The organism is Phaeobacter sp. BS52, from assembly GCF_045040595.1.
GTDB classification, from domain to species: Bacteria; Pseudomonadota; Alphaproteobacteria; order Rhodobacterales; family Rhodobacteraceae; genus Phaeobacter; species Phaeobacter piscinae.
Window position 1 is genome coordinate 15,093 of sequence record NZ_CP090663.1, and the last position, 21,787, is coordinate 36,879.

Here is a 21,787-nt window from a genome sequence, read left to right on the forward strand (position 1 = left end):
TTGAATTCGGCTCATCCAGCACCAGCAACACCGGATCGCCATAAAGCGCGCGCGCCAGCCCGATACGCTGCACCTGCCCGCCCGACAGCCGGTTGCTGGCCACCCGCACCGGCGTGTCATAGCCCTGCGGCAGGGTCAGGATCATATCATGCACCGCTGCCTTGCGCGCCGCCGCCACCACCTGATCGGGGTCCGGCATCATCGACAGGCGGGCAATGTTTTCGGCAATGGTGCCATCAAACAGCGTCACCTGCTGCGGCAGATAGCCGATATAGCTGCCCAGATCATCCATGTCATATTGATTGAGCGCCGCCCCATCGAGCCGGATCTTGCCCGAGACCGGATGCCAGACCCCGATCAGCGCCCGTGCCAGCGAAGATTTCCCCGCCCCAGAAGCGCCGATCACCCCCAGCGCCTGACCGGGCTGGAGATTGAAATTCAACCCCTGCAAGGCCAGGCTTGGCCACCTGCCCCGGCGCCACCGGCGGCACCAGAGCCACGCCCTGCACCTCCAGTTTGGCCGCCGGGCGGGCCAGTTTCATCGGCGCCGGGCGTTCCGGGGTTTCGGTCAGCATCTGCGCCAGACGCTCCTGCGCCTGCATGGCCCGCTGCACCAGCGCCCATTGTCCGATCAGCGTCTCGATCGGGGCCAGCGCCCGCCCCATGATGATCGACGAGGCAATCATCACCCCCGGCGTCAGCCCTTCGGTCAGCACCAGATAGGCACCCGTGCCCAGCATCGCCGATTGCAGCGCCAGCCGGAAGGTGCGGGTGGCCGTGCTGAAGCCGCCGGTCATATCCGCCGCACTCAGCTCCGACCCCACCGCCTGGCTGCGCAGCATCCGCCATTTGGCAAAGGCCGCGCGGCGCATCCCCAGCCCCTGGATCAGCTCCGCATTGTTGCGCATCCCGTCGGAAACCTGATGCGCCGAAGCCGCCATCATGCTTGCGTTTTCCACCGCCGCCTTGGAGATCATCTGATTGGCCAGCGCAAAAACCACCAGCACCGCGCCCCCGATCAGCGCCAAAAGCCCCAGCAGCGGATGAAACACCGCAATCAGCCCCAGAAACAGCGGCGTCCAGGGCAGATCAAAGAACGCCGACACGATGGGCGAGGACAGCGCCTTCTGCATCGCTTCCAGATCCCGCAGCCCCACTTTGGCGATGTCGTCATTAAACCCCGCCGCCGATTTGTCCTGCACCGCGTTGAACACCCGGGTTTCCAGCTGGTCATGGAACCGCGCCCCGACCCGCGCCAGGATCCGGCCGCGCACATAGTCCAACACCCCCATGATCAGGAACAGGAACCCCGCCAGCACCGTCAGCGCCACCAGCGTCTCCAGCGAGCGGCTGCCCAGCACCCGGTCATAGACCTGCATCATATAGAGCGGGCTGGTCAGCATCAGCAGATTGGCAAAGAAGCTGAACACGCCAATCAGCCAGAAGGCACCGCGATTGCCCCTGCGGGCCTTGCGGATCTCACCCAGGCCGGACTTATGCCCGGATCCGGAATGCTGTGCAGAGGTGCGTGCCATGACATATTGCCTTTGTCGGGGGCGCCCGGAGGGGCACCCGAAAGTAAGAGGACCAAAAGACCCGGCCACCCGCAACAGAGATCTGGACAGGCTGGACCGGGGTCAGGGGCGGATATGCCCGGACAGGCCCGGATGCACAATGGCTCCCTGCGGCACCGACGTCCGGACATCTTTGACAGGGTCAAAAGCACAGCCGTCAGAGGCTTGTCAAACAGCTCCCTCCGCCCCCGCAACAATAGCCGACAGGCGCGGCGGGTCGGCATCACCCGCCAAACTCAAAACCCAGACTCCAAATCAGGCTCAGAAGCTGATCCGGAACTGGCCCCGCATCTGCCGCCGCCATCGGCAGACCCTCGCCTCCCCATCGGCGGGCACCCCCGCCACAGACCCCCGCAAACCCCGCCGCTCCGCCCTGCTCAGATTGACATCCGCCCCCCCCCTTCGCTAAGGCCCGACAGCGCATTCGGCACCTACCGACCAAACTGGAGCAAGCCCTTATCATGTCACAGGTTTCCTCTCAGCCCTCCGGCAGCAGAACCGTTGCCGAGACCGCGTTCGAGGCCCGGTTTTCCCCCCGGCTGGTGGCGGCAGAGACCTATCACGATCCCAATGACGTGATCCTGTTCATGCATATTCCCAAGACCGCAGGCATGTCGGTGGGCAAGGCGCTGCAGGCGGCCTTTGACATCTTTCATCCGGTCTCCTGGGAGAACACCAACCAGTCCTTCCGCAACAAGACGCGCAAGGCGCTCTACCGGCGCAGCGATGAGGCCAACCCCTGCCGTCAGGTGCTGATGGGGCATTTCGCCTGGTCTGACGTGATGTATTGGCGCCATCAGGAACTGCCGCTGAAATGTGCCACCATCATCCGCGACCCGCTGGATCGCTTTGTCTCCAACTACCGTTACAACACCTCCGAAAAACACCCGCAGCACGAAAGCTTCGCCGCGCGCTATCCGACGCTGGAATCCTATGCCCGCGTGCTGCCTTATGATTATCAGCTGTCGCTGATGGCCGGGGCCTTCTACTCCTTTGACCACGCGCTGGAGAAACTGAACGCCGCCTACAGCTTTATTGGTGTCACGGAACATCTGGGCGCCTCGCTGCAGCATTTCCGCCGCAGCCATGGGCTGGCGGAGCTGACCGAGCACCGCGAGAACACCGGCACCAAGGCCAAAGCCGCCGAGGACATCCCCGATGCGGTGCGCAATCTGGTGGCCGAGAAAAGCCGCAACGACGCCCGGCTGCATCAGCTGGTGAGCCGCTGCTACGGCTGAGCCGCGGCGCGCCCTGCCTCAAGCCTCTGCCTGAAACCTCTACTTGAGGCCCCTGCCAGAGAATCCCCGTCTCCCCCGACGTCTCTCCCGATGCCTTCCCCGATTCCATGCCGATTCCACCCGCCCACTGCGGGCGGCCACAGCCCTGCGCTGTGGCGCAGAGATTCTCCGGCCACCCCCCTGCCCTTACGTCAAATCTGACCGGTTTGAGCGGGATTTTCCCCGCCTCGGGGCGCTACCACCTTCATACACCGAAGGTGGTAGTGTGGAGATAGTGATATTTTACCCTGCACACTGCCAGAAATGAGGGGGTAAAAAGCGGATTAATTTAAATCGCACTCTTATTCTCGCGAATGAGAAGTGAAAGAAATCGCACCGCTCTTTTAAAACGTCGGGGCGGAATGTTGAAAAATGAAAACCCGCTTCGGCCAGGGTGGCAAAAACCACACACCTTCAGGGAGAGGGAATGGCATGGGTCAGGTATTCCCTACCCTTATAAGATGTATTAAGAAAGAGTTAACAAAATGCGCAGGCGCTTCGCAAAACGTCAAGTTTACCGGCGAAATCACACATAAAACCGCCATAGCTCACGCAGGCCCGCCGCAACGCACCCCCAATCGGGCAAGAAATTTGCAAAAAGACCCCGCCTTTTCAACCCCTAAAATGGTTAAATTCGCTGCAAGCCGCCCGTTTCCCACAACGGGGCAGCGTGGCACGCAGGGCACGATTTCGACATCCCCGCAATTCCTGAGCCCGCCTGCGCAAGTTTCCTTGACAATAGACACCCATCCAGAGAGACAGAGAGCGGTAAAACCTTTGCGGGCATAAGGCAGGCGCGTTTGTTCGCAGAAATCGACGAGCATTACTACGGAGTAGAAAATGGCTAATATCAATGTAGCGACCGGTGTTGTCTTTGAAGGCGGTACAACTGGTGACGACGCAATCACCCTGACCGACGCAATCGGCGCAAACAACGCAACCGGCAACGGCGGCGCAGACACGCTGACACTGACCGACGCAGCAGACACTTTTGTCGCACAAGTCGCCACCCTGGCGTATGACGAAGGGACCGATACCTGGACTGTTTCCGGTGCATCGCTGACCGGAGGCTTCACCTCTGTTACTCTGTCTGACGGCGTGACCATCGAAGCAGGCGTTGCCTCCGAAGGCATCATCCAGCCCGCAACTGTCAACAGCGGCGCAGCAGCGACCCTGACCACCATCAACAGCTACGACTGGGACGGCGCAGACGCGGCTGTCAATGCTTTCACCGCGGCATCTATCGTCAGCGTTGATGGCCAGGATATCGCCACCGTTGGTGCAAACTTTGTCAACGCGGATGGCGCTTTCTCCGTGAACAGCGCTGCTGAGCAAGTGACCTTCACTGCAAACACTGCAGCGATCGCCGCACAGGGCAACGTCGGCGACACCGCGTCCTTCTCCTACGAAGTTGTTGTGGCAAACGCGGCTGGTACCGAAACCCGCACCGTAACCGTGACCTACGAAGCAACCATCCCCTTCACCACCGGTGACGACACATGGAACGCTTCCGAAGGTGCCGCAAGCATCGACGAGAACGGAACCACCGATGAGGGTAACGACACCTTCAACGGCGACGATCAGGACAACACCATCACCGCAGGTCTCGGCAACGACACCATCATTGGCGGCAATGGCGACGATGTTCTGGCAGGCGGTGACGGCGTCAACGTGATCCGCGGTGGCAACGGCGACGACGTGATCACCAACGGTGACGACGACGGCAGCACCCTGGGCGGTGGCGCAGGTGCAGACGACATCACCGGCGGCAACGGCGCTGACACCATCTTCGGTGGCAACGGTGACGACAATGACCTCGACGGTGGCGCAGGCAACGATGTCATCAACGGTGGTGCAGGCGACGATACCCTGGTTGGCGGCGCAGGCGACGACACCCTGAAGGGTGGCGACGGCGACGACAGCCTGACCGGCACTTCCGGTGCCAACGAACTGCGTGGCGGTGCAGGTACCGACACCGTGACCGGTGGTACTGATGCAGACATGATCTACACCAGCCTCGGCGGCGACCAGCTGACCGGTCTGGCTGGCGATGACACCTTTGTCCTGAAAGCGGGCACAGGCGCGACCACCATCACCGACTTCGGCACAGGCGCTGACAAACTGAACGTGGAAGAGCTGGGTTACAACGACCTGGACGACGTTCTGGCAGTTGCTTACGAAACCGACGCTGGTGTCACCATTGCGATCGATGCGGACACCACAGTTCTTCTGAGCACGCTGGACCTGACCGATCTGGCCGCAGCGGACTTCGACTTCGCCTAATTGGCGCTGTCACATGTCTTCGGAAAGGCCCCGCGTTGCGGGGCCTTTTTCTTTTGCGCGGATCTGATGACCCGCGCGCGCATAAAAAATCCCCCCGCAATCTCTTGCGGGGGGGATGCCAGATCAATAATCGGCCTGCGGCAGCCTAAAGCCGATCTTCCGGGTTCAGCGGATCCAGCGGCAGCTCCCGCGCCGCCATTTCCGCCTGCGCCCGCGCCTCCAGATCCGCCAGCACCTCAGGCGTCACCACCGCGTCGCCTTCCAGCCCCTCGCCATTGCCCTGTTCCGGATAACGGCTGAGGTCACAGTCAAAAAACATCTCCGGCCCCTGCGGATCATAGCGCGCTGCCAAGGCCCGGTTGATCGCGTCAAACCGCGCCAGAAACGCCGCCGCCTCTGCCCGCGCGGGCATCAGACGGCCATCATCCGGCAGCTCCTGCACCGCCTCGGCAAAGCTTTGGCGCGGATAGCCACGCTGGCGCAGCCACAGCCCCGCCAGCAACTGGCTGCGCGACCAGGCCGCGTTTTCCTGCGGCAGCTCCGGCGGCGGCGTCAGCCCCACCAGATGGTAGAAATCCAGCACCGTATCGCCGCCCACCAGATCGCCACGCTGGAACCGGCGCACGGTGACATTCTCGGCCCCGAACACCTGCTCCCAGCGCGCCAGTTTGGTGGCATAGTCGAAATAGCGCATCATATGCGGCTGAAACTCCGGCAGCCCCTGGATCTGCGCGCCGTAAAACTGATAGGCCGCCCGCCCCATCACCACCTGTTTGCGGTGCGACAGCGCCAGCGCGTCCTGACGGCGCAGATAGGCCACCACGCTGATCTCATCGAAATGGGTCAGCAGCTGCTGGCGCAGCGCCTCCAGATCCGCGACATCCATCAGCCAGAACAGCATTTCACTCGACAGGATACAGTCACCATGGCCGCGATGATCGGCATCCGCCATGCGCCGCTCCAGAAACGGCCAGCGCAATTCGGTGTGCATCCCCGCGCCCATGCCATGGCAGCGCACCAGCGGATTGAAATCCACCCGCGGGCGGGCATGCAGATAGCTCCAGCGGCCCAGGGTCTTGTCGCTCTGCCCCTGTCGCAGCGCGGTCTGCAGCGAGGTCGACCCGGTCTTATGCGAGCCGATATGCAGCCACAGCCGACGGGTCATGCCGGGGCCTTGCCTTTTGTCTTGCGTTTGGCGGCAGCAGGCTGGGGTGTCTCGCTCTGGCTCTGAGGCGCGGCTTGCGCCGCCGCCAGCGTATCGCGATAGAGCCGGTCCAGCACCTCGCGCGCCGACGGCTCATCCTGCAAGGCCTGCATCCGGGCGCGCTGGCCAGTCTCCACCGCCTCGGCAAAGCCCTCCTCGCGCAACAACCGCTGCACCACCGCGACGCTGTCGCGCACCGCCTGCAGCGGCGACCAGGCCACCAGCGTTTCCGGCGGGCAGATCTCAGCCTGCGCCCCCACCTCGGAGCAGATCGGCACGCAGCTAGGCCTCAATCGCCTCATAACAGACCAGCGCCAGCCCTTCGTTCGACGACGGCACCAGAAGGATATCGCTCTCGCCCAGGAGGGTCGGCACATCGGTGCCCGCAGGATGCAGATGCACCACATCCGTCAGCCGGTAGCGGGTCAAAAGATGTTCCACCGCGCCGCGATAGGGCCCCTCGCCCACCATATCAAAGCGGAATTCCACGCCGTTGCGCTTGCCCCAGGCGCGCAGCCGCCGGATGATCGACAGCGCCACCACCGGGCGTTTCTGATGCACCATCCGCCCGACAAAGGCGACCCGGCAGCGGCTCTGCCCGGCCTTGATGCGCACAGGCGCCACCTCCGCCCCGCGGCGGCTGTCATCCAGCAGACGTCCCAGCACCAGCTTGCTGCCATAGACCCGGAACTGCTCCTTGTAGAAGCGTTCCAGATCGCCGCTGATCACATGGTGATGATCGATGTAATTGCTCCAGACGCCCGAGATCCGCGGATAGCCGCCGTCGGCGTATTCCACGATATGGGTGCTGTCGATATTGACCACATGCGGATGGCGCAGCTTGATCGTGGGCAAGGCATCATAGAGCGGCACGCAGTGATGATTGTGGGTGAGGATGATGTTTTCCTGCGCGATCAGCTGGCTGACAAAACCGCTGGTCTGGCTGCGCGGCAGGTAACGGTCGGTGCGGATCAACTGCAGGCGCGGATCATCGGGCAGTTTCGCCAGCAGCCGTTCGGGCCCCTGCTGACCCACCATGACAAACACCCGCAACCCGGCGTCCAGCGCCCATTGAATGCTGTCGATGCCAAGGCTCTCGGCACCGCCCACATCCAGCCAGTGCAGCCCGATCAGGATCGCCGGATCCTTGCCGCCATGGCGCCCCTCAGGGGCCATTTTCTGGGTTTCAAAGATGCCGCGCGAACAGGCCAGACGGGAGAATTTATGCCGGGCGGGCAGTTTGCGGAACCGCCGCGCCTCGATCTGATATTTCATCTGTTCCGCCAATATCGGCGAGAGCGCATGAATGGCCCGGTATTTGCGCGGCCGTTTGTGCCAGGGCACGCCGCCAGCACTTTCGCGCACCGCCACCTGGCGCGGCGAGGGAATGGTGACAAACACCCGTTTGCCCGGCAACGCCGGGGTCTCCTGCGGTCCGGTGCGCAGGTTGCCGATATAGGTCAGCGCCATCATCTCGGCGCCATAGGCCATCTCCTGCGGCTGCACCGCCGGGGTCGGCAGCTTGGCCTTTTCCCACCACATATGGGTCTCGACCGGGGTCTCGGGATAGAGCGTTTCATAGATGAAACGGATCTGCGCGATCTCCTGATCGATATACTCTCTGTCCTGGGACATGGGGGCTCCTGCCTCGTGCTCTGTCTGCCTGCCTGTCGGCTTGTGCGATCTGTGGGGAACGGGCCTATATAGACGCCGTTTTCAGATGCTGGGTTTCAGACGTCCTGTTTCAGACGCCGGTGTCGGGATCGGGGCGCACGATGGGCGGATTAAAGGAACAGCCCTGCCAGATCGCCTTATAGACCTCGCGGCGCAGGGATTTTTCCACATTGCCCTGGCGCATCTGCTAAGCGCACCCCGCGGGCAAAGACAGCCACCCCGGCCCAGCCCTGTTCACGGCGGCGGAACGACGCCTCATTGCGCGCGCCATAGCGGAATTTCCAGATATTGGCTTGGTTCACCAGCGAATAGTTCACGCCCTTGTTTTCCGGCACATCATGGACCACCACACTGTTGGGGCAGTAGATGCCAGGATAGGATTTGGCGATCCGCTGGGTGTATTCGGCATCATCGTACCAGATGAAATATTCCTTGATCGGAAAACCGTGTTTCTGGATCGCCCAACGCGGCACCAGCACCGAAACAAAGGAACAGGATCCGACCAGGAAATAAGGCGTCTCGGGGCTGTAGAACCGCGGCCAGTCCCAGACCGTCGAAGGCGTGTTCATCTCGCAGAGATCGCCATTGGTCCATTTCACCGCCGAACAGGCAAAAGACGGCCGCCAGGTGAACCGCGCCTCGAAATCCTTGATGCCGGTCAGCAGCAGCTCGATGGCATTGGGCTCTGGGTAGGCATCATCATCGCTGAACCAGATGTAATCATAGCCTTCCTCATAGGCCACCCGCGCGCCCTCGTAAAAGCCGCCAGCGCCGCCGATGTTTTCCGGCAGCCGCACATGCTGAAACCGGGGGTCGTCCTGTTGCAGTTGGGTCAACCAGCTGCCGGTCTCATCGGTGGAGGCATTGTCGATCACAAAAACCCGCTCCGGCAGGCAGGTCTGCGTCTGCAGGGCCGCGATCACGCGCTTCAGCTTGTCCAGCCGGTTGTAGGTCACGATGACCGCAGCAAGGGAGGAACGGATATTCATGGCTGATCCTTCTGTGGCGCAGCGCCTGCGGCGGCATCTGCGAGGACGCGCGCGGGCGGTGACGGTGGTGTCTGGGCTCGGCGTGTCAGATGTGGGTGTGGCGCTCTGGGTGGCGGGAGAGGCTGCGGTATCGGATCCGGCAGGCATCTCTGCATCCACCTCAGGCTCCAGCGGATCGCCATTTTCATCCAGCCCCAGACGCGCGTTCTTGTGCCGTTCGATATCCTTGATCCGGTGGCTGTGGAAATAGGAGGGCCATTTGCCCTGCCGCTCCAGCATGCCTTCGATGATCTTGGCCATGACGGTCAGGTTGCGCAGATGTTCGGGGCTGAAAAACTGGCTCGGATCCAGCGAGGGCGCGCGCGGGGCGGATTGTTTTTCCATGTCACGCAGCGCATTGCGCAACAGCGGCTTAGCCGCCGAAGAATTCGGCATCCATAACCTCGGCATCGCAGCGATAGGCGGCGGTGGCGGCCTCGGCCAGATCGCGTGCCATCACCAGTTTGCGCACCTTGGCCTCGCTGTCGCCGCGCGAGCGGTCCAGCTGGCGCGACAGCTCCCAGCCCAGCGTATGGCGCAGCCAGGGTCCTGTTCCTGAAACTGACCTTGCAGGAAATACATCAACGCCAGCTCGCGCACGGTCATGGCCTGGTTTTCCGGCTCGAATTCCTCCACCGTGCAGGGCCGCCCGTCAAAGGCCACCTCGGCAAAATCATCCAGCACCGAGCCGTTTTTCAGCTCCTTGCGGATCATCGGGCGCAGGGTGAAATCCTCGCCGAACAGCTGGCGCCACTGGGCAAAACGTGGCGCGTAGTGAAAGCGGCCGTTTTGCAGATTGTGGTCAAAGAACTCCTGCATGCTGCCCCGGTACCAGCCGATCTTGATCTGCTCGGCATAGCTCGACAGGATCCGCTGCGCATGGGGGCGCACATAGGCCACGATATGGATGCGATCGGCGCAGCCGCGAAAGAAGGTCTCGACCAGATCGTGAAATTCCGGTGCCGGGATATTCTCAAACGCCTCGGCAGACAGCACCGCATAATCCGCATCCGAGGCCGCGATCTGAGCGGCCACCTCTGTCAGACCGTCGCGATCCTCCAGATGTTTGGGCAGGGGCGTGCCCTTGCGATAGCTGGTGATAAACCCGGTCAGATAATTGTGGTTCATCTTGGCCGGGTAGAGCAGCTTGGCGTCATGCAGCTGAATGCTCCCCACAGCCAGCGCGTTCTGGATGGTGGTGGTCCCGGTCTTGTGGTCGCCGATGTGAATCACAAGCGTCTTGGGTCTGGCTCCGGTCTTGTCGCTCATCGGCTCCATCTCGTTACTTCATCAGCCTTATTTTCCGGCGCCCAAGCCCTACTCTAACATCCGGTACGGGTCCAGACCAAGCCACCTGCCACAGCCCGCCGATCCGCTCAGAGCGGCGCCACGAAAAACGCAGGCGCCCGGTTGCCTGCCTCCGCCGCCGCCAGAAAGCCGCGCGCGGTGTCCAGCGCCTCGCGGATGGTCACATCCATATCGAGATAGCGATAGGTGCCCAGACGCCCCACAAAGGTGACGCCTTCGGCCTGTTCGGCCAGCGCCACATACTCTCCCAGCAGCGCTTTCTCCTCGACCTGGCGGATCGGGTAATAGGGGATATCCTCCGGCTCTGCGGCGCGGGAAAACTCACGGTAGCAGACCGACCCGTCATGGCTTTCCCAGGGGGCGAAATGCTTGTGTTCGGTGATGCGGGTGTAAGGCACGGATTCCTCGCCGTAGTTCATCACCGCGCAGCCCTGGTAATCGCCCTGATGGGTGAAGCGTTCGAAATCCAGCGTCCGGTACCCCAGCCGCCCCAGCTGGTAGTCGAAATACCCATCCAACGGTCCGGAGTAGAACACATGATCGTAATCTGCCGCCTGCGATTGGTCAAAAACAGTCTCTAACTTGACCGTTATGCCCGGATGATCGAGGATTTTTTCAATCATCGCGGTATAGCCGTTCTCCGGCATGCCCTGATATTTATGGAAGAAGTAATTGTCGTCGTAGTTGAACCGCACCGGCAGCCGTTTCAGGATCGAGGCTAAGCAGCGCGCTTGGCGCCACGCCCCATTGCTTGATGGTGTAGCCCTTGAAAAACGCCTCATAAAGATCGCGGCCCACAAAGCGCAGCGCCTGCTCTTCAAAGGTCTGCGGATCGGTGATGGAGGTGTCGGCCTGCTCTTGGGTGATGAACTCATGCGCCGCTTCGGGGCGCAGGGTCTTGCCAAAGAACTGGTTGATGGTGTGCAGGTTCACCGGCAGCGAGAACACCCCGCGCCGTCCTTCGGGGTCCAGGCTGGTGGTCTTTACCCGGTTTTTATAGGGCAGGAAGGTCTCAAACCCGTTCACATAGTCCCAGACTTCCGCGTCATCCGTGTGGAAAATATGCGGCCCGTAGACATGCACCATGACGCCGGTCTCCGCATCGCGCGCGGTATGGCAATTGCCGCCGATATGGTCGCGGCTGTCCAGCACCGTGATCTTGTGACCTGCTTCGGCCAGATGCCGTCCGATCACAGCGCCCGAAAGCCCTGCGCCCACCATCAGTATATTCACCCCGGCACCCCGTCCTGTTTGCGTCCCCTGCCCTTTTTGTCAAACAATCCAAAAGCATACAAGGATCGGTTTCAGTGCCGACAAAGACCTGCATTTTGCTTTTATATCAGGGCACTACGGGAACACCTCCCGGACATCTCAGCCCCCGTCAGACCGCCATCAGGCGGTGATGCTCGGCAATGGCCTCATCCAGATCGCTGAAATAGCGCAGCTTAGCCATTGTCCAGCACCAGGCTAAGCATTGCAGAACTGGCGCAGCTGGCGCATCGAATGATTGACCAGAATGGCGCTGGAATGGCGCATCCGGTCGGTGAAGATATCGCGGCTCTTGCGCTTGAAGGCGGCATCGCCCACCGCCGTCACCTCATCCACCAGATAGGTGTCAAACTTGATCCCCATGGAGGCGCCGAATGTCAGCCGCGCCCGCATGCCGGAAGAATAGCTGCGCATCGGCATGTGGTAGAATTTGCCCAATTCGGCAAAATCTTCCACAAACCCCACCAGATCATCGGTATCCACGCCGTAAATCCGCGCGATGAAGCGGACGTTTTCCGCGCCGCTCAGATCGCCGTGAAACGACGCCGCCAGCCCCACCGGCCAGGAGATCGACCCGTCGGAGATGATCTCACCATGATCGGGGCGCATGGTGCCCGCCACCAGCTGCAGCAGGGTGGATTTGCCCGCGCCATTGCGCCCCAGAAGCGCCAGCGACCGCCCCGTCGGCAAGGTCAGGTTCAGATTGTCGATGACAACCCGCCGCTCGCCCTTGAGCCAGAAGCTCTTGGTCAGATTTTCAAACCGGATCACCGCCCTGCCCCCTCGACTTAACTGCGATCGCGGATCGAATAGTAGATCAGCGTCAAGATCGACCAGGTCAGCAGCAGGAACAGCCCGGCCAGGGCGGCCAGCACCGCGCGGCGGGGATATTCCGCCTCGGTGGCACGGGTGGGGTTGATATAGGTCGCCAGATAGCGGCTCTGACGGGCGGCATCATCGCGCGCCACCTCCAGCGCCGTCAGCGCCGCACGATAGCTTTCCTCGGCATATTCGCGGTCCACCGTCAGCCGTTCAAACTCGGAAATCAGCGACGGGTAATCCTCCCCGACGCCCCCGGTGTCGGTGTTGTTGGAGGTAAAGGTCTGCCGTTCGATATTGATACGGTCACGAATGACGTCGATATGCTGCTGTGCTTTCTTGATCCGGGGATCTGATGGGCTGACGGAGGCCAGCAACAGATCCTGCTCAATCAGCGCCTCGGCCAGTTGCTGCTGGAGATTGTTCATCACCCCCATGCGGCCTTGGATATCCGCCTCGGGATCGACAATCCGGGTGCGGGTGCGGAATTGGGTCAGCGACTGACGGGCTTCCTTCAGCCGCTCCAGCGCCTCGTCCAGATCGGCGCGGGCATAGCGCATCGCATCGGCGCGCGCCTGTTCGTTCAGCGCATTGATCCGGGTCTGGCTCTCCGCCACGATGGCCTGCGTGATGGCCTGCGCGGTCGCCGCATCAAAGGCCAGCGCCTGCACCTCGATCAGCCCCGAGCCGCTGTCAAAGGAGATGCCGACAATGCGCTGCCAGTACCAGGTCAGATCCTCCAGCGAGGCCTCCGGCCAGAGCGCAAAAGCCCAGTCCCGCGGCCAGAGCGCACTGTAATGCCCCTGCAGATCCACCGCCGCATCGACCGCGGCCACCATTTCTTGGCTCTGGATGAATTCATAGAGAATATCACTGTCCGAGGCGCTGCTGGTGCCTGCAAACTGCGCCAGACCGCCAAGCAGATCATTGGCGCCGCTGCTTTCCTGGCTGCGCACGGTAAAGCCGGCGGTGGAGGCATATTGATCCTCGGCAAAGGTCCAGAGGTAGATCATCACCGCCAGAAGCGGCGCCAGCACCAGCGCCACAAAACTGATCACCAGCCCCCAGTGGCGTTTTTTCATACTGGCGGGCCGCGCCAACGGATAGGCCGGGCGTTGCTCGGCCTCGGCAATGCGCGCCTCCAGCTCGGCCACGGCGGCTTCCGCCTTGCGCGCCTTGCGGCGCACCCGTTTCAGCTGTTTGACAGGATCCGGCACCCGCTGGGCGGGGGCGGCGGCCTCTGCCGCATCCGGGGCGCTGTCCGATGCAGTGGCAGCAGAAGAGGCCGCGGGTGTACCGGTTGCTGTGCTTGCTGCGGTCTCTGCCGCAGCCGCCTCCTCTGATGTCGCCTCATCTGAAGCGGGGCGTCCGGTCAGGGCCGACGGGGGCGTCTGTGTCATGATCAACCTGTCCTGGCCCAAAAGCACCCTGCCCCAAGCCGTTTGTCATTGTCTTTTGTTTCTCTCATAATACCGTTCGCGATCCGCGTTTCACAATGGGTATTCATGGGGTGTTCATGGCCAGCCTGTCTTCTTCTGCGCCCCCGGCTCAGCCCCGCCCGTTAAGCCCGCCAAAGACACAGGGTACGACACAGATATCCGCTCAGACGCCGAGCGCAGATTCCCACCAGCCCCGCCGCCAATCCGCACCAGCGCCACCGCCGCAGCATGGCGACATTGCGCACCGTGGCGGCACTGGTGCTGCGCGAGATGTCGACCCGCTACGGGCGCACCCCCGGCGGCTACCTCTGGGGCATTCTGGAACCACTCGCCGCGATCCTGTTCCTGTCACTGGGGTTTTCGCTGGTGATCCGCACGCCCTCGCTCGGCACCAGTTTCCTGTTGTTCTACGCCACAGGATTTCTGCCATTTAACCTGTATCAGACTCTCTCCGGCACCGTTGCGCGGGCGCTGGCCTATTCCCGCCCCTTGCTGCGCTACCCCGCGGTCACCTGGCTGGATGCGATCCTGGCGCGCTTTGTGCTGAACAGCCTGACCGGGATTGTCATCACCACCCTGCTGATCACCGGCATCCTTGCGGTGATCGACAGCCGCACCGCCATCGACCTGCCGCCGCTGGTCGAAGCCATCACCCTCGCCATGGTGCTGGGACTGGGCGTGGGCTGCATCAATGCGGTGCTGATGGGGCTGTTTCCCTTGTGGGATGTGGCCTGGTCGATCATCACCCGACCGCTGTTTCTGGCCTCCGGCGTGATCTATATCTACGAGGATCTGCCGCCGGTGGCGCAGGACGTGCTGTGGTATAATCCGCTGCTGCATATCACCGGGCTGATGCGCACCGGGTTCTACCCCACCTATAATGCCGATTACGTCAGCCATTCTTATGTGCTGCTGATCGGCCTGGCGCTGACCGCCCTCGGTCTGATCCTGATGCGCCGCTATCACCGGGTGATCCTGAACCGCTGATCTGCGCTTTATTCGCGGGCCTCTGCCAGCACGTCGGCGTGGCTGCGCCCCAGTCGGCGCAACAGCCCGTCCCGCACCGCCAGCCAGGTGAGCCGTAGATAGGCCCGGCGCACACCGGGATGGTGGCGCACTTTCAGAACCCACTTGGGCAGGATCAGCAACAGCACCGGCCAGAACAGCCAGCCCGCCGCCTGCCGGTACAGCAGCAGCAGATTGCGGTGATGGTAATAGACCTTCCACAACGGCCGGAACCGCTGACCGCTGTCGCCCCCGGTGAAGGTGGAGAAATCATGCTCAAACCGCACATCGGCGGCAAAGCAGATGCGCCCGCCCGCCGCACTCAGCCCCAGCGTATAAAGCGCATCATCGCCGTAGATGAACAGCTTTGGATCCGGATAGCCCACCCGCCGCACCGCCTCTGCTGAGATGAAGAACCCCACAAAAGACGTCACATCAATCGCGCTCAGCCCGCCGTCATAGGCGCGGCGCGGAATATGGAACCCATCCCGCCCCTTGCGGGCGGTGGACAGGAAATGCGACAGGCTCCAGAACGGGTTGCGCGAGGGGCGGTTCATCTCGCAGATCTCGCCGCTTGGGAAATAGACCGCCGCCGCCACCGCGTCCCAATGGGCCAGCGCGCCGCTCTGCCCCATGGCATGAAACGCCGCCAGCCCACCGGGTTCCGGGCGGCCATCATCATCCATCACCACCAGCCAGTCTGGTGTATGGGCCTCCATCGCGCGCTGCATTCCCAAGGCAAAACCGCTTAGCCCCGCCCTGATTGGTGGCACTGGTCACCACATCGACACGCGGATGATCCGCCGCCCAGCTTAGCCAGCCAGTCACCGGTCCCATCGTTGGAGGCATTGTCCACCACCACCAGCGACGCCAGCTCCTGCGCGGGACTGTCCAACAGACGCGCCAATGTCACCTTGAGTTTCGCAAGCCGGTTATAAGTGACCACCACCGCCACCAGACGTCCGGCGCCAGCCTGCTGCATATTGGCCTGCATATCAGCCTGAAGCGCAGGCTCGGGGATCAGGGTTTCATTCACAGCGACAGCGGCTCCTGCGGGCGGCGGGGTATTTTGGTTCAGAGCGCAAAGCTCATAAATAGACCGTGCTGTCAATTCACCTGCCGGTTACAGGTCGCTTTCCTGCGCCGCAGGACGCATTGACACCCCGCGCCCAAGCCGCCACCTAAGGGGCATGAAAACCGCTCTTATCACCGGATCGGCTTAGCTTTATCGGCTATCACCTGGCAGACCGGCTGCTGACCGCAGGCTGGCGTGTCATTGGGCTGGATTGCCTCTCGCCCTATTATGATGTCCGCCTGAAGGAGTGCCGCCACGCACGGCTGGCGGAACACCCCGGCTTCATGCCAATCATTGGCAAGCTGGAAGATCCCGACCGCCTGATGGGGCTGTTTGCCACCCATAAACCGGATGCGGTGATCCATCTCGCCGCCCAGGCCGGGGTGCGCCATTCCATCGATGCGCCGCGCGATTATCTTGAGGCCAATCTGATCGGCACCTTTGAGCTTCTGGAGGCCGCCCGCGCCCATCCGCCCGCACATATGCTGATCGCCTCCACCTCCTCGGCCTATGGCGCCAACACCCAGATGCCCTTTGATGAGCGCCAGCAGGCGGATCATCAGATGTCCTTTTACGCCGCCACCAAAAAGGCGGGCGAGACGATGGCCCATTCCTATGCCCATCTCTATGGGCTGCCGACCACGATGTTCCGGTTTTTCACCGTCTATGGCCCCTGGGGCCGACCGGATATGGCGCTGTTCAAATTCACCAAGGCGATGCAGGCCGGTCAGCCAATCGACGTCTATAACCACGGCCGCATGAGCCGGGATTTCACCTATATCGACGATCTGGTGACCGGCATCACCGGGCTGATCGACGCGGTGCCAGGGGATCAGCCGGTCTCGGAACAGGACAATCTCAGCCCTGTCGCACCGTTCCGGGTGGTCAATATCGGCGCCTCCAGGCCAACACCGCTGATGGAGTATATCGCGGCGCTGGAAACCGCGCTGGGACTCCCGGCCGAGAAAAACCTGATGGAGATGCAGGCCGGGGACGTGCCCGCCACCTGGGCCGACACCAGCTTGCTAAGCCAGCTCACCGGCTATGAACCGCAAGTCAGCGTCGCAGAGGGTGTCGCGCGGTTTGTCGCCTGGTACCGGGCGTATTACAACGACGCGGAAGGCTGATCCGGGGCGACAGGCGCCGCTGACCTGTCACCTTTCCCTAAATACTCGCGCCGCAGGCCTCCCGATTTCATAGAAATCGGGATCAAGACACCCCTCAATATTAGGTCAGCACAGTTGACCAAATGTTTCGCGTGCGAAACATTTGGTCCGAACCGGACCTATTTTGCCCACCCCCGTCAGCGGCCCAAAATTCCGGTTCCCGCCCCCCGCGCGCCCGTATATGTCTGATATCCAAAGCCCTCCCCCAAGCGAGGGCCATGAGGCAACAGCAAAGGACCCCCATGCGCATTGCAATGATTGGCACCGGATATGTCGGATTGGTCTCCGGCGTCTGTTTTTCCGACTTTGGCCATGACGTGGTCTGCGTCGACAAGGACGCCGCCAAGATCGCCCGGCTGCAAGCTCGACGAGGTGCCGATTTATGAGCCGGGGCTGGAGGATCTGATGGCCCGCAATGTGGCGGCTGGCTAGCTCTCCTTTACCGATGATCTGGCCGCTGCTGTCGCCGAGGCCGAGGCCGTGTTCATCGCCGTTGGCACGCCGACGCGGCGCGGCGATGGTCATGCCGATCTCACCTATGTGATGGCCGCCAGCGAGGAAATTGCCGCCGCCCTGCAGGGCTATACCGTGGTGGTCACCAAATCCACCGTCCCCCTCGGCACCAACCGGCAGGTGAAACAGGTGATCGCCAAATCCAATCCGGCGGCGGAGTTTGATGTGGCCTCCAACCCGGAGTTCCTGCGCGAAGGGGCGGCGATTGATGATTTCATGCGCCCCGACCGGGTGGTTGTGGGCGTGCAGAACGACCGCGCCGCCGAGGTCATGGCCGAGATCTACCGGCCATTATATCTGCGCGATTTCCCGATCCTCACCACCGATCTCGAAAGCGCCGAGATGATCAAATATGCCGCCAATGCGTTTCTGGCGACCAAGATCACCTTCATGAATGAAATCGCCGGTCTCTGTGAGCGGGTGGGATCCGACGTCAAGGAAGTCGCCCGTGGCATCGGGCTGGACGGGCGCATCGGCAATAAGTTCCTGCATGCCGGTCCTGGCTATGGCGGGTCGTGTTTTCCCAAGGACACCGCCGCGCTGGCCCGCATTGGTCAGGACCATGCCTATCCGATGCAGATCACCGAAACCGTGATGCGGGTCAATCAGGAGGTCAAGGCGCGGATGCTGGAGAAGCTGCGCGACGCCTGTGACGGCAATTTCAACGGCAAGACCATCGCGGTGCTGGGCGTCACCTTCAAACCCAATACCGATGACATGCGCGAAGCGCCCAGCCTCACCATCGTGCCGGCCCTCATTGGAGGCGGCGCCAAGGTGCGGGTGGTCGACCCGCAGGGCGAGGCCGAAGGCCGCGATCTGCTGCCCGGTGTCAAATGGGAAGAAGATCCCTATAAGGCCGCGCGCAATGCGGATCTGGTGGTGCTGCTGACGGAATGGAATGAATTCCGCGCCCTCGACCTGAAGGCGCTGGCGCGCAAGATGGCGCAGCCCCGGATGGTGGATCTGCGCAATATCTACACCGCCAAAGCCGCCAAACGCGCCGGGTTTGAAACCTATGTCGGGGTGGGCCGATAAGCCCGCCGAGGCCTCTCCCCCGGAAACGAAAAAGACCCTGATACGCCTGTATCAGGGTCTTTTTGCATGCTCTTGTCAGGCTCCGTTCAGCGGCGGCGCAGCCAGGCCTTCAGATCTTCCATCAGTGTCGTATCCACTGCCGTGCCGGTGAGTTCGATCCGCTGCTGACCGGGGGTGAACCCCAGCCGCACGCCCGCAGCGGCCTCTATGGTCACCCGCTCATCCGCGCCAATACGATCCGCCGGATCCAGGCTGCGCACCCGGGGCGTCAGGGCAGGCTGCTCCGCAGGAGCCGGCACCCGCTCAGGCGTCGGGGCGGCAGAGGCCGCTTGATCCCCAGCGGAAACCGGAATCTCCGTCCCCTCATAAGCCGCCAGCAGCTGGCTCAGCACCTCCTGTTCCGCCTCTGCCGTGGGGCGGGCGGTGGCACGCAGGGCCGCGACCACCTCATCGGCAAAGCCGGGCGTATGCGCAAAGGCGCGCGCCAGCCCCAGCCCAAGTTTCTCGCGGATCGCCGTGGGAAACAGCAGATCCTCATCCAGCGCCTCAACCAGGGTGACAAAGCTGCCGATCTTGGAGCGTTTGGCGCGGGTGGCATTGGCAAACAGCGATTGCAGCGCATATTTCTGGCTGCTGTAGACCCCTTCGCGCAGCGCCCGCACCGCAATGCGGGCCCGTTCATAGTGGGAGAGGTTCACCCGGATTTCGTTTTCCTCAACCATCGCCACATAAGCGCCCTCAGCGCCATCGGGCTGGATCACCAGCGCCTTGATGGTGGCAAAGGCGGAATCATTGCTCTCGGCATGCAGCCTGCGCATCGCCCGCAGACGGCGCCAGCCGGAAATCAGCCCATGGGTCTTGCCATCTGCGGTCTGGCCCAGCTCGACCACCTCGATCGGGGTCTGCTGGCCACGGGCGCGCAGGGATCCCACCAGCGCCCCCATTTCCTCTTCGTCCTGTTCCAGCCGGTCGCGCACCAGATGGGTCTCATCAATGGCCTCAAGCGCGATCTCCTCGATCATCAGCCCCTTGGCGCGGGCGGTCTCCAGCACCGCTGTCAGCTCCTGCAGCGCGCCCTCTGTGGCGGCTTCGGAGGCGACCTGCGCAATCGGGGGCGCTGACAGCGAACCGGGACCGCCGAGGGCGGATTTGCTCTCCGGCGCGGTGCTGAGATAGGTCGGCTGTGCCGGGGAAAGCCGTTTGCGTTTTGCCATCTGCCTGTCCTTTTTTGTCGCGCCTGGTCTGATCTCTGCGGTCCTGTCTGCCCTTGGGGGCCGCCGGATACACAGTATGAGGCGCGGTGTGTTTTTAGCCCGTTACTGCGCCGCGCGCTGCATCTGCAACTCATCCCGGCGCCAGACCGCCAGCAGGAGCCGCTTGAAGGCCGCATAGGTGGCATCGAAGGTCTCGCGCCCCCGCGCATAGGTTTCGCGGTTGAAATCGCGGTAATCGGCCTCGTAGATGCCATTGACCTGCTCGCCGGCCTGACCGATCAGCGCGGTGTAATCCTGCCGGTGCGGCGACAGGGTGGGGCCCAGATAGGCCTGCATCAGGGCTGCCAGCTCCCCCTGCTGGGCGCTGTCATAGCGGGTGATCACCGTGCGCACCGCATCCCATTCAAAGGCAATCTCCGGCCGCCCCAGCGCGCGCGCGGCCAGGTTCTCGCCCTCCTCGATGGAGGCGAAGGTGGAATGCAGCATATCGAAAAACCGCCCCGTACTGTCGAACTCCAGAAAGGATGCGCCCATCGGCACCAAAAGGATATCCGCCGCCGACAGCCCGTTGATGGTCAGGTAGCCAAGGGCCGGCGGCGTGTCGATGAAGATCACGTCATATTGGTCCAAGACCCCGTCGGCCTCCAGCCGTTCGGTCAGCGCATCCCAGAGCTTCCAGGAGCGCGCCGCCATGCGCCAGACCGGGATCTGGAATTCCGCCCAGTAGAGGTTCAGCTGCGCGCCGATGAGATCGATATTGGGCCAATGGGTGGGCTGGATCACATCGGCCGCCGTCATCTCCATCGCGGCCGACAGGCTGTCGTCCAGCGGCTGGGGCGCATCGCCGCGATCCAGACGGCGCTGGTTTTCCAGCCGCAGATGATCGCCGTAATGGCGCGCCAAAAGCGGGAAGGCGGTTTGCCATTCATCCTCCACGCGGCCGCCAAAGATCGAGGTCATCGACCCCTGGCTATCGAGATCGATCACCAGCACCTTGTAGCCATCCAGCGCGGCTGACATTGCCAGATGGGCCGCCGTGGACGTCTTGCCCACGCCGCCTTTGAAGTTGGCCACAGCGACCATTTTGGCGGGCAGTCCTTCGGGGCGGTAGGGGGTGTAATCCTTGGCCTTGGAGCCTTGTGCGGCGAAATGCGCCCGCAGCCGCAGCACCTCGTCGAGGGTGAACCACTTGGCGCCGCCCTCGGTTTCAGAGCGCCCCTGCGGCAGTTCGGGGTTGGCCTTCAGCACCCGGCGGAAATGGGCCTGGGCAACCGGGATCAGATAGCGGGTGATTTCCCAGGTGGAGAACAGGCGCAGCGCTTTGCGCCCCTCTTCGTTCATGCCCCGGCTGGAGAGATCCGCCCGGCCCCGGGCGCAGGCCTCGGCGATATCGGCAAAGCCACCGGTGCTGGTGGGCGCATCCAGATCGCTGAGCGCGCTGTCGGGATCGATGTTGAAATAGGGGGGCAGCCCGGCCGCGCCGCGGCTTGGGTCTTTCTTCTGGGTCTCTCGTGCCATTGCTCTCATGCCTCTGCCTGCGCCCCTTCCATCCGGACTGCCCCCGAAGGGCACCCCTGATGTGCGGCCTTTTGCGGATGATAGCAGAAAACAGCGCACATGAAAGATATATGCGCATCTCTTTTGAATTTTCTAAGCAAATCCGGGGGTTGCGGCGTCAAAATCGGGTGACTCTGGGGCGCTTCCGGGGGCGATTTTCCCCGTGTCGATTTTTTCTACCTGTTATTATTGAGTTATATATAAGTTAAGGCGCAACACCCATCGGCGCAAAGCCCTTTTTTCATTGGCGATGCGGGACTTTTTTCAGGCCGTTGCGATTCTGAAACCCCGATAGACTGACTCTGATCCCCCGAAGCAGTGACTCTGAACCCCCGTTGAGAACTGGT

Annotated in this window: 14 protein-coding genes and 5 pseudogenes; 5 read left to right on the forward strand and 14 right to left on the reverse strand. The window is 62.4% G+C overall.

What is annotated here, in order from left to right; translation table 11 throughout:
- Window positions 1–64 precede the first annotated feature (64 nt).
- Both L0Z65_RS17510 and L0Z65_RS17515 read right to left on the reverse strand, forming a co-directional pair.
- Window positions 65–406, reverse strand: a pseudogene (locus L0Z65_RS17510) (ATP-binding cassette domain-containing protein); the annotation flags it as partial.
- Window positions 294–1,535 carry an ABC transporter transmembrane domain-containing protein gene (locus tag L0Z65_RS17515; protein ID WP_392341726.1) on the reverse strand — a complete coding sequence of 414 codons (1,242 nt, stop codon included), beginning with the start codon at window positions 1,533–1,535 and terminating at the stop codon, window positions 294–296. The gene L0Z65_RS17515 and the pseudogene L0Z65_RS17510, both read right to left, overlap by 113 nt.
- A 500-nt stretch (window positions 1,536–2,035) precedes the next feature.
- Between L0Z65_RS17515 and L0Z65_RS17520 the strand changes: the two genes are divergently transcribed.
- Both L0Z65_RS17520 and L0Z65_RS17525 read left to right on the forward strand, forming a co-directional pair.
- The gene (locus L0Z65_RS17520; protein WP_102906844.1) at window positions 2,036–2,812 is read left to right on the forward strand and encodes a sulfotransferase family 2 domain-containing protein; all 777 of its coding nucleotides are present in this window, start codon (window positions 2,036–2,038) and stop codon (window positions 2,810–2,812) included.
- 879 nt (window positions 2,813–3,691) lie between these two features.
- Window positions 3,692–5,134: a calcium-binding protein gene (locus tag L0Z65_RS17525; protein ID WP_392341727.1), complete on the forward strand. Its 1,443-nt coding sequence runs from the start codon at window positions 3,692–3,694 to the stop codon at window positions 5,132–5,134.
- A gap of 145 nt (window positions 5,135–5,279) precedes the next feature.
- Here L0Z65_RS17525 and L0Z65_RS17530 read toward each other — a convergent pair whose 3' ends face one another.
- From L0Z65_RS17530 to L0Z65_RS17565, 8 genes and pseudogenes are all read right to left on the reverse strand, one after another.
- Complete coding sequence (locus L0Z65_RS17530; protein ID WP_392341728.1) at window positions 5,280–6,299, reverse strand: hypothetical protein; 1,020 nt, start codon at window positions 6,297–6,299, stop codon at window positions 5,280–5,282.
- Window positions 6,296–6,616, reverse strand: coding sequence for a hypothetical protein (locus L0Z65_RS17535; protein WP_392341730.1), 321 nt, complete (start codon window positions 6,614–6,616; stop codon window positions 6,296–6,298). Before L0Z65_RS17535 ends, L0Z65_RS17530 begins: the two co-directional genes overlap by 4 nt.
- 4 nt (window positions 6,617–6,620) lie before the next feature.
- Window positions 6,621–7,973 carry a glycosyltransferase gene (locus L0Z65_RS17540; RefSeq protein WP_392341732.1) on the reverse strand — a complete coding sequence of 451 codons (1,353 nt, stop codon included), beginning with the start codon at window positions 7,971–7,973 and terminating at the stop codon, window positions 6,621–6,623.
- Between the two features lie 176 nt (window positions 7,974–8,149).
- On the reverse strand, window positions 8,150–9,436 hold the full coding sequence (locus L0Z65_RS17545) for a glycosyltransferase family 2 protein (RefSeq protein WP_392341733.1): 1,287 nt from the start codon (window positions 9,434–9,436) through the stop codon (window positions 8,150–8,152).
- Between the two features lie 60 nt (window positions 9,437–9,496).
- Window positions 9,497–10,309 (reverse strand): hypothetical protein, encoded by an 813-nt coding sequence (locus L0Z65_RS17550; protein ID WP_405112689.1) that lies wholly within the window; start codon window positions 10,307–10,309, stop codon window positions 9,497–9,499.
- Between the two features lie 107 nt (window positions 10,310–10,416).
- Window positions 10,417–11,569: pseudogene (glf, locus tag L0Z65_RS17555) on the reverse strand (UDP-galactopyranose mutase).
- Window positions 11,570–11,729: 160 nt separating this feature from the next.
- Window positions 11,730–12,388: pseudogene (locus L0Z65_RS17560) on the reverse strand (ABC transporter ATP-binding protein).
- 17 nt (window positions 12,389–12,405) lie between these two features.
- Window positions 12,406–13,836 (reverse strand): sugar transporter, encoded by a 1,431-nt coding sequence (locus L0Z65_RS17565; protein WP_392341736.1) that lies wholly within the window; start codon window positions 13,834–13,836, stop codon window positions 12,406–12,408.
- Window positions 13,837–14,103: 267 nt separating this feature from the next.
- On the opposite strand from L0Z65_RS17565, the gene L0Z65_RS17570 reads away from it, so the two are divergent.
- Window positions 14,104–14,862, forward strand: coding sequence for an ABC transporter permease (locus L0Z65_RS17570; RefSeq protein ID WP_338064450.1), 759 nt, complete (start codon window positions 14,104–14,106; stop codon window positions 14,860–14,862).
- 8 nt (window positions 14,863–14,870) lie between these two features.
- Here L0Z65_RS17570 and L0Z65_RS17575 read toward each other — a convergent pair whose 3' ends face one another.
- Together L0Z65_RS17575 and L0Z65_RS17580 are read right to left on the reverse strand one after the other, a co-directional pair.
- Window positions 14,871–15,599 (reverse strand): glycosyltransferase, encoded by a 729-nt coding sequence (locus L0Z65_RS17575; RefSeq protein WP_405112694.1) that lies wholly within the window; start codon window positions 15,597–15,599, stop codon window positions 14,871–14,873.
- A 29-nt stretch (window positions 15,600–15,628) separates the two neighbouring features.
- Entirely contained in the window at window positions 15,629–15,916 is a 288-nt protein-coding gene (locus L0Z65_RS17580) for a glycosyltransferase (protein ID WP_392341740.1), read from the reverse strand.
- A gap of 154 nt (window positions 15,917–16,070) precedes the next feature.
- Between L0Z65_RS17580 and L0Z65_RS17585 the strand changes: the two are divergent.
- Together L0Z65_RS17585 and L0Z65_RS17590 are read left to right on the forward strand one after the other, a co-directional pair.
- Window positions 16,071–17,082: pseudogene (locus L0Z65_RS17585) on the forward strand (NAD-dependent epimerase/dehydratase family protein).
- A 281-nt stretch (window positions 17,083–17,363) separates the two neighbouring features.
- A pseudogene (locus tag L0Z65_RS17590) lies at window positions 17,364–18,669 on the forward strand (UDP-glucose dehydrogenase family protein).
- An 86-nt stretch (window positions 18,670–18,755) separates the two neighbouring features.
- On the opposite strand, the gene L0Z65_RS17595 reads toward L0Z65_RS17590, so the two are convergent.
- Together L0Z65_RS17595 and L0Z65_RS17600 are read right to left on the reverse strand one after the other, a co-directional pair.
- Window positions 18,756–19,883 carry a ParB/RepB/Spo0J family partition protein gene (locus L0Z65_RS17595; RefSeq protein WP_392341742.1) on the reverse strand — a complete coding sequence of 376 codons (1,128 nt, stop codon included), beginning with the start codon at window positions 19,881–19,883 and terminating at the stop codon, window positions 18,756–18,758.
- Between the two features lie 102 nt (window positions 19,884–19,985).
- Window positions 19,986–21,401 (reverse strand): AAA family ATPase, encoded by a 1,416-nt coding sequence (locus tag L0Z65_RS17600; RefSeq protein ID WP_392341679.1) that lies wholly within the window; start codon window positions 21,399–21,401, stop codon window positions 19,986–19,988.
- Window positions 21,402–21,787: the final 386 nt, after the last annotated feature.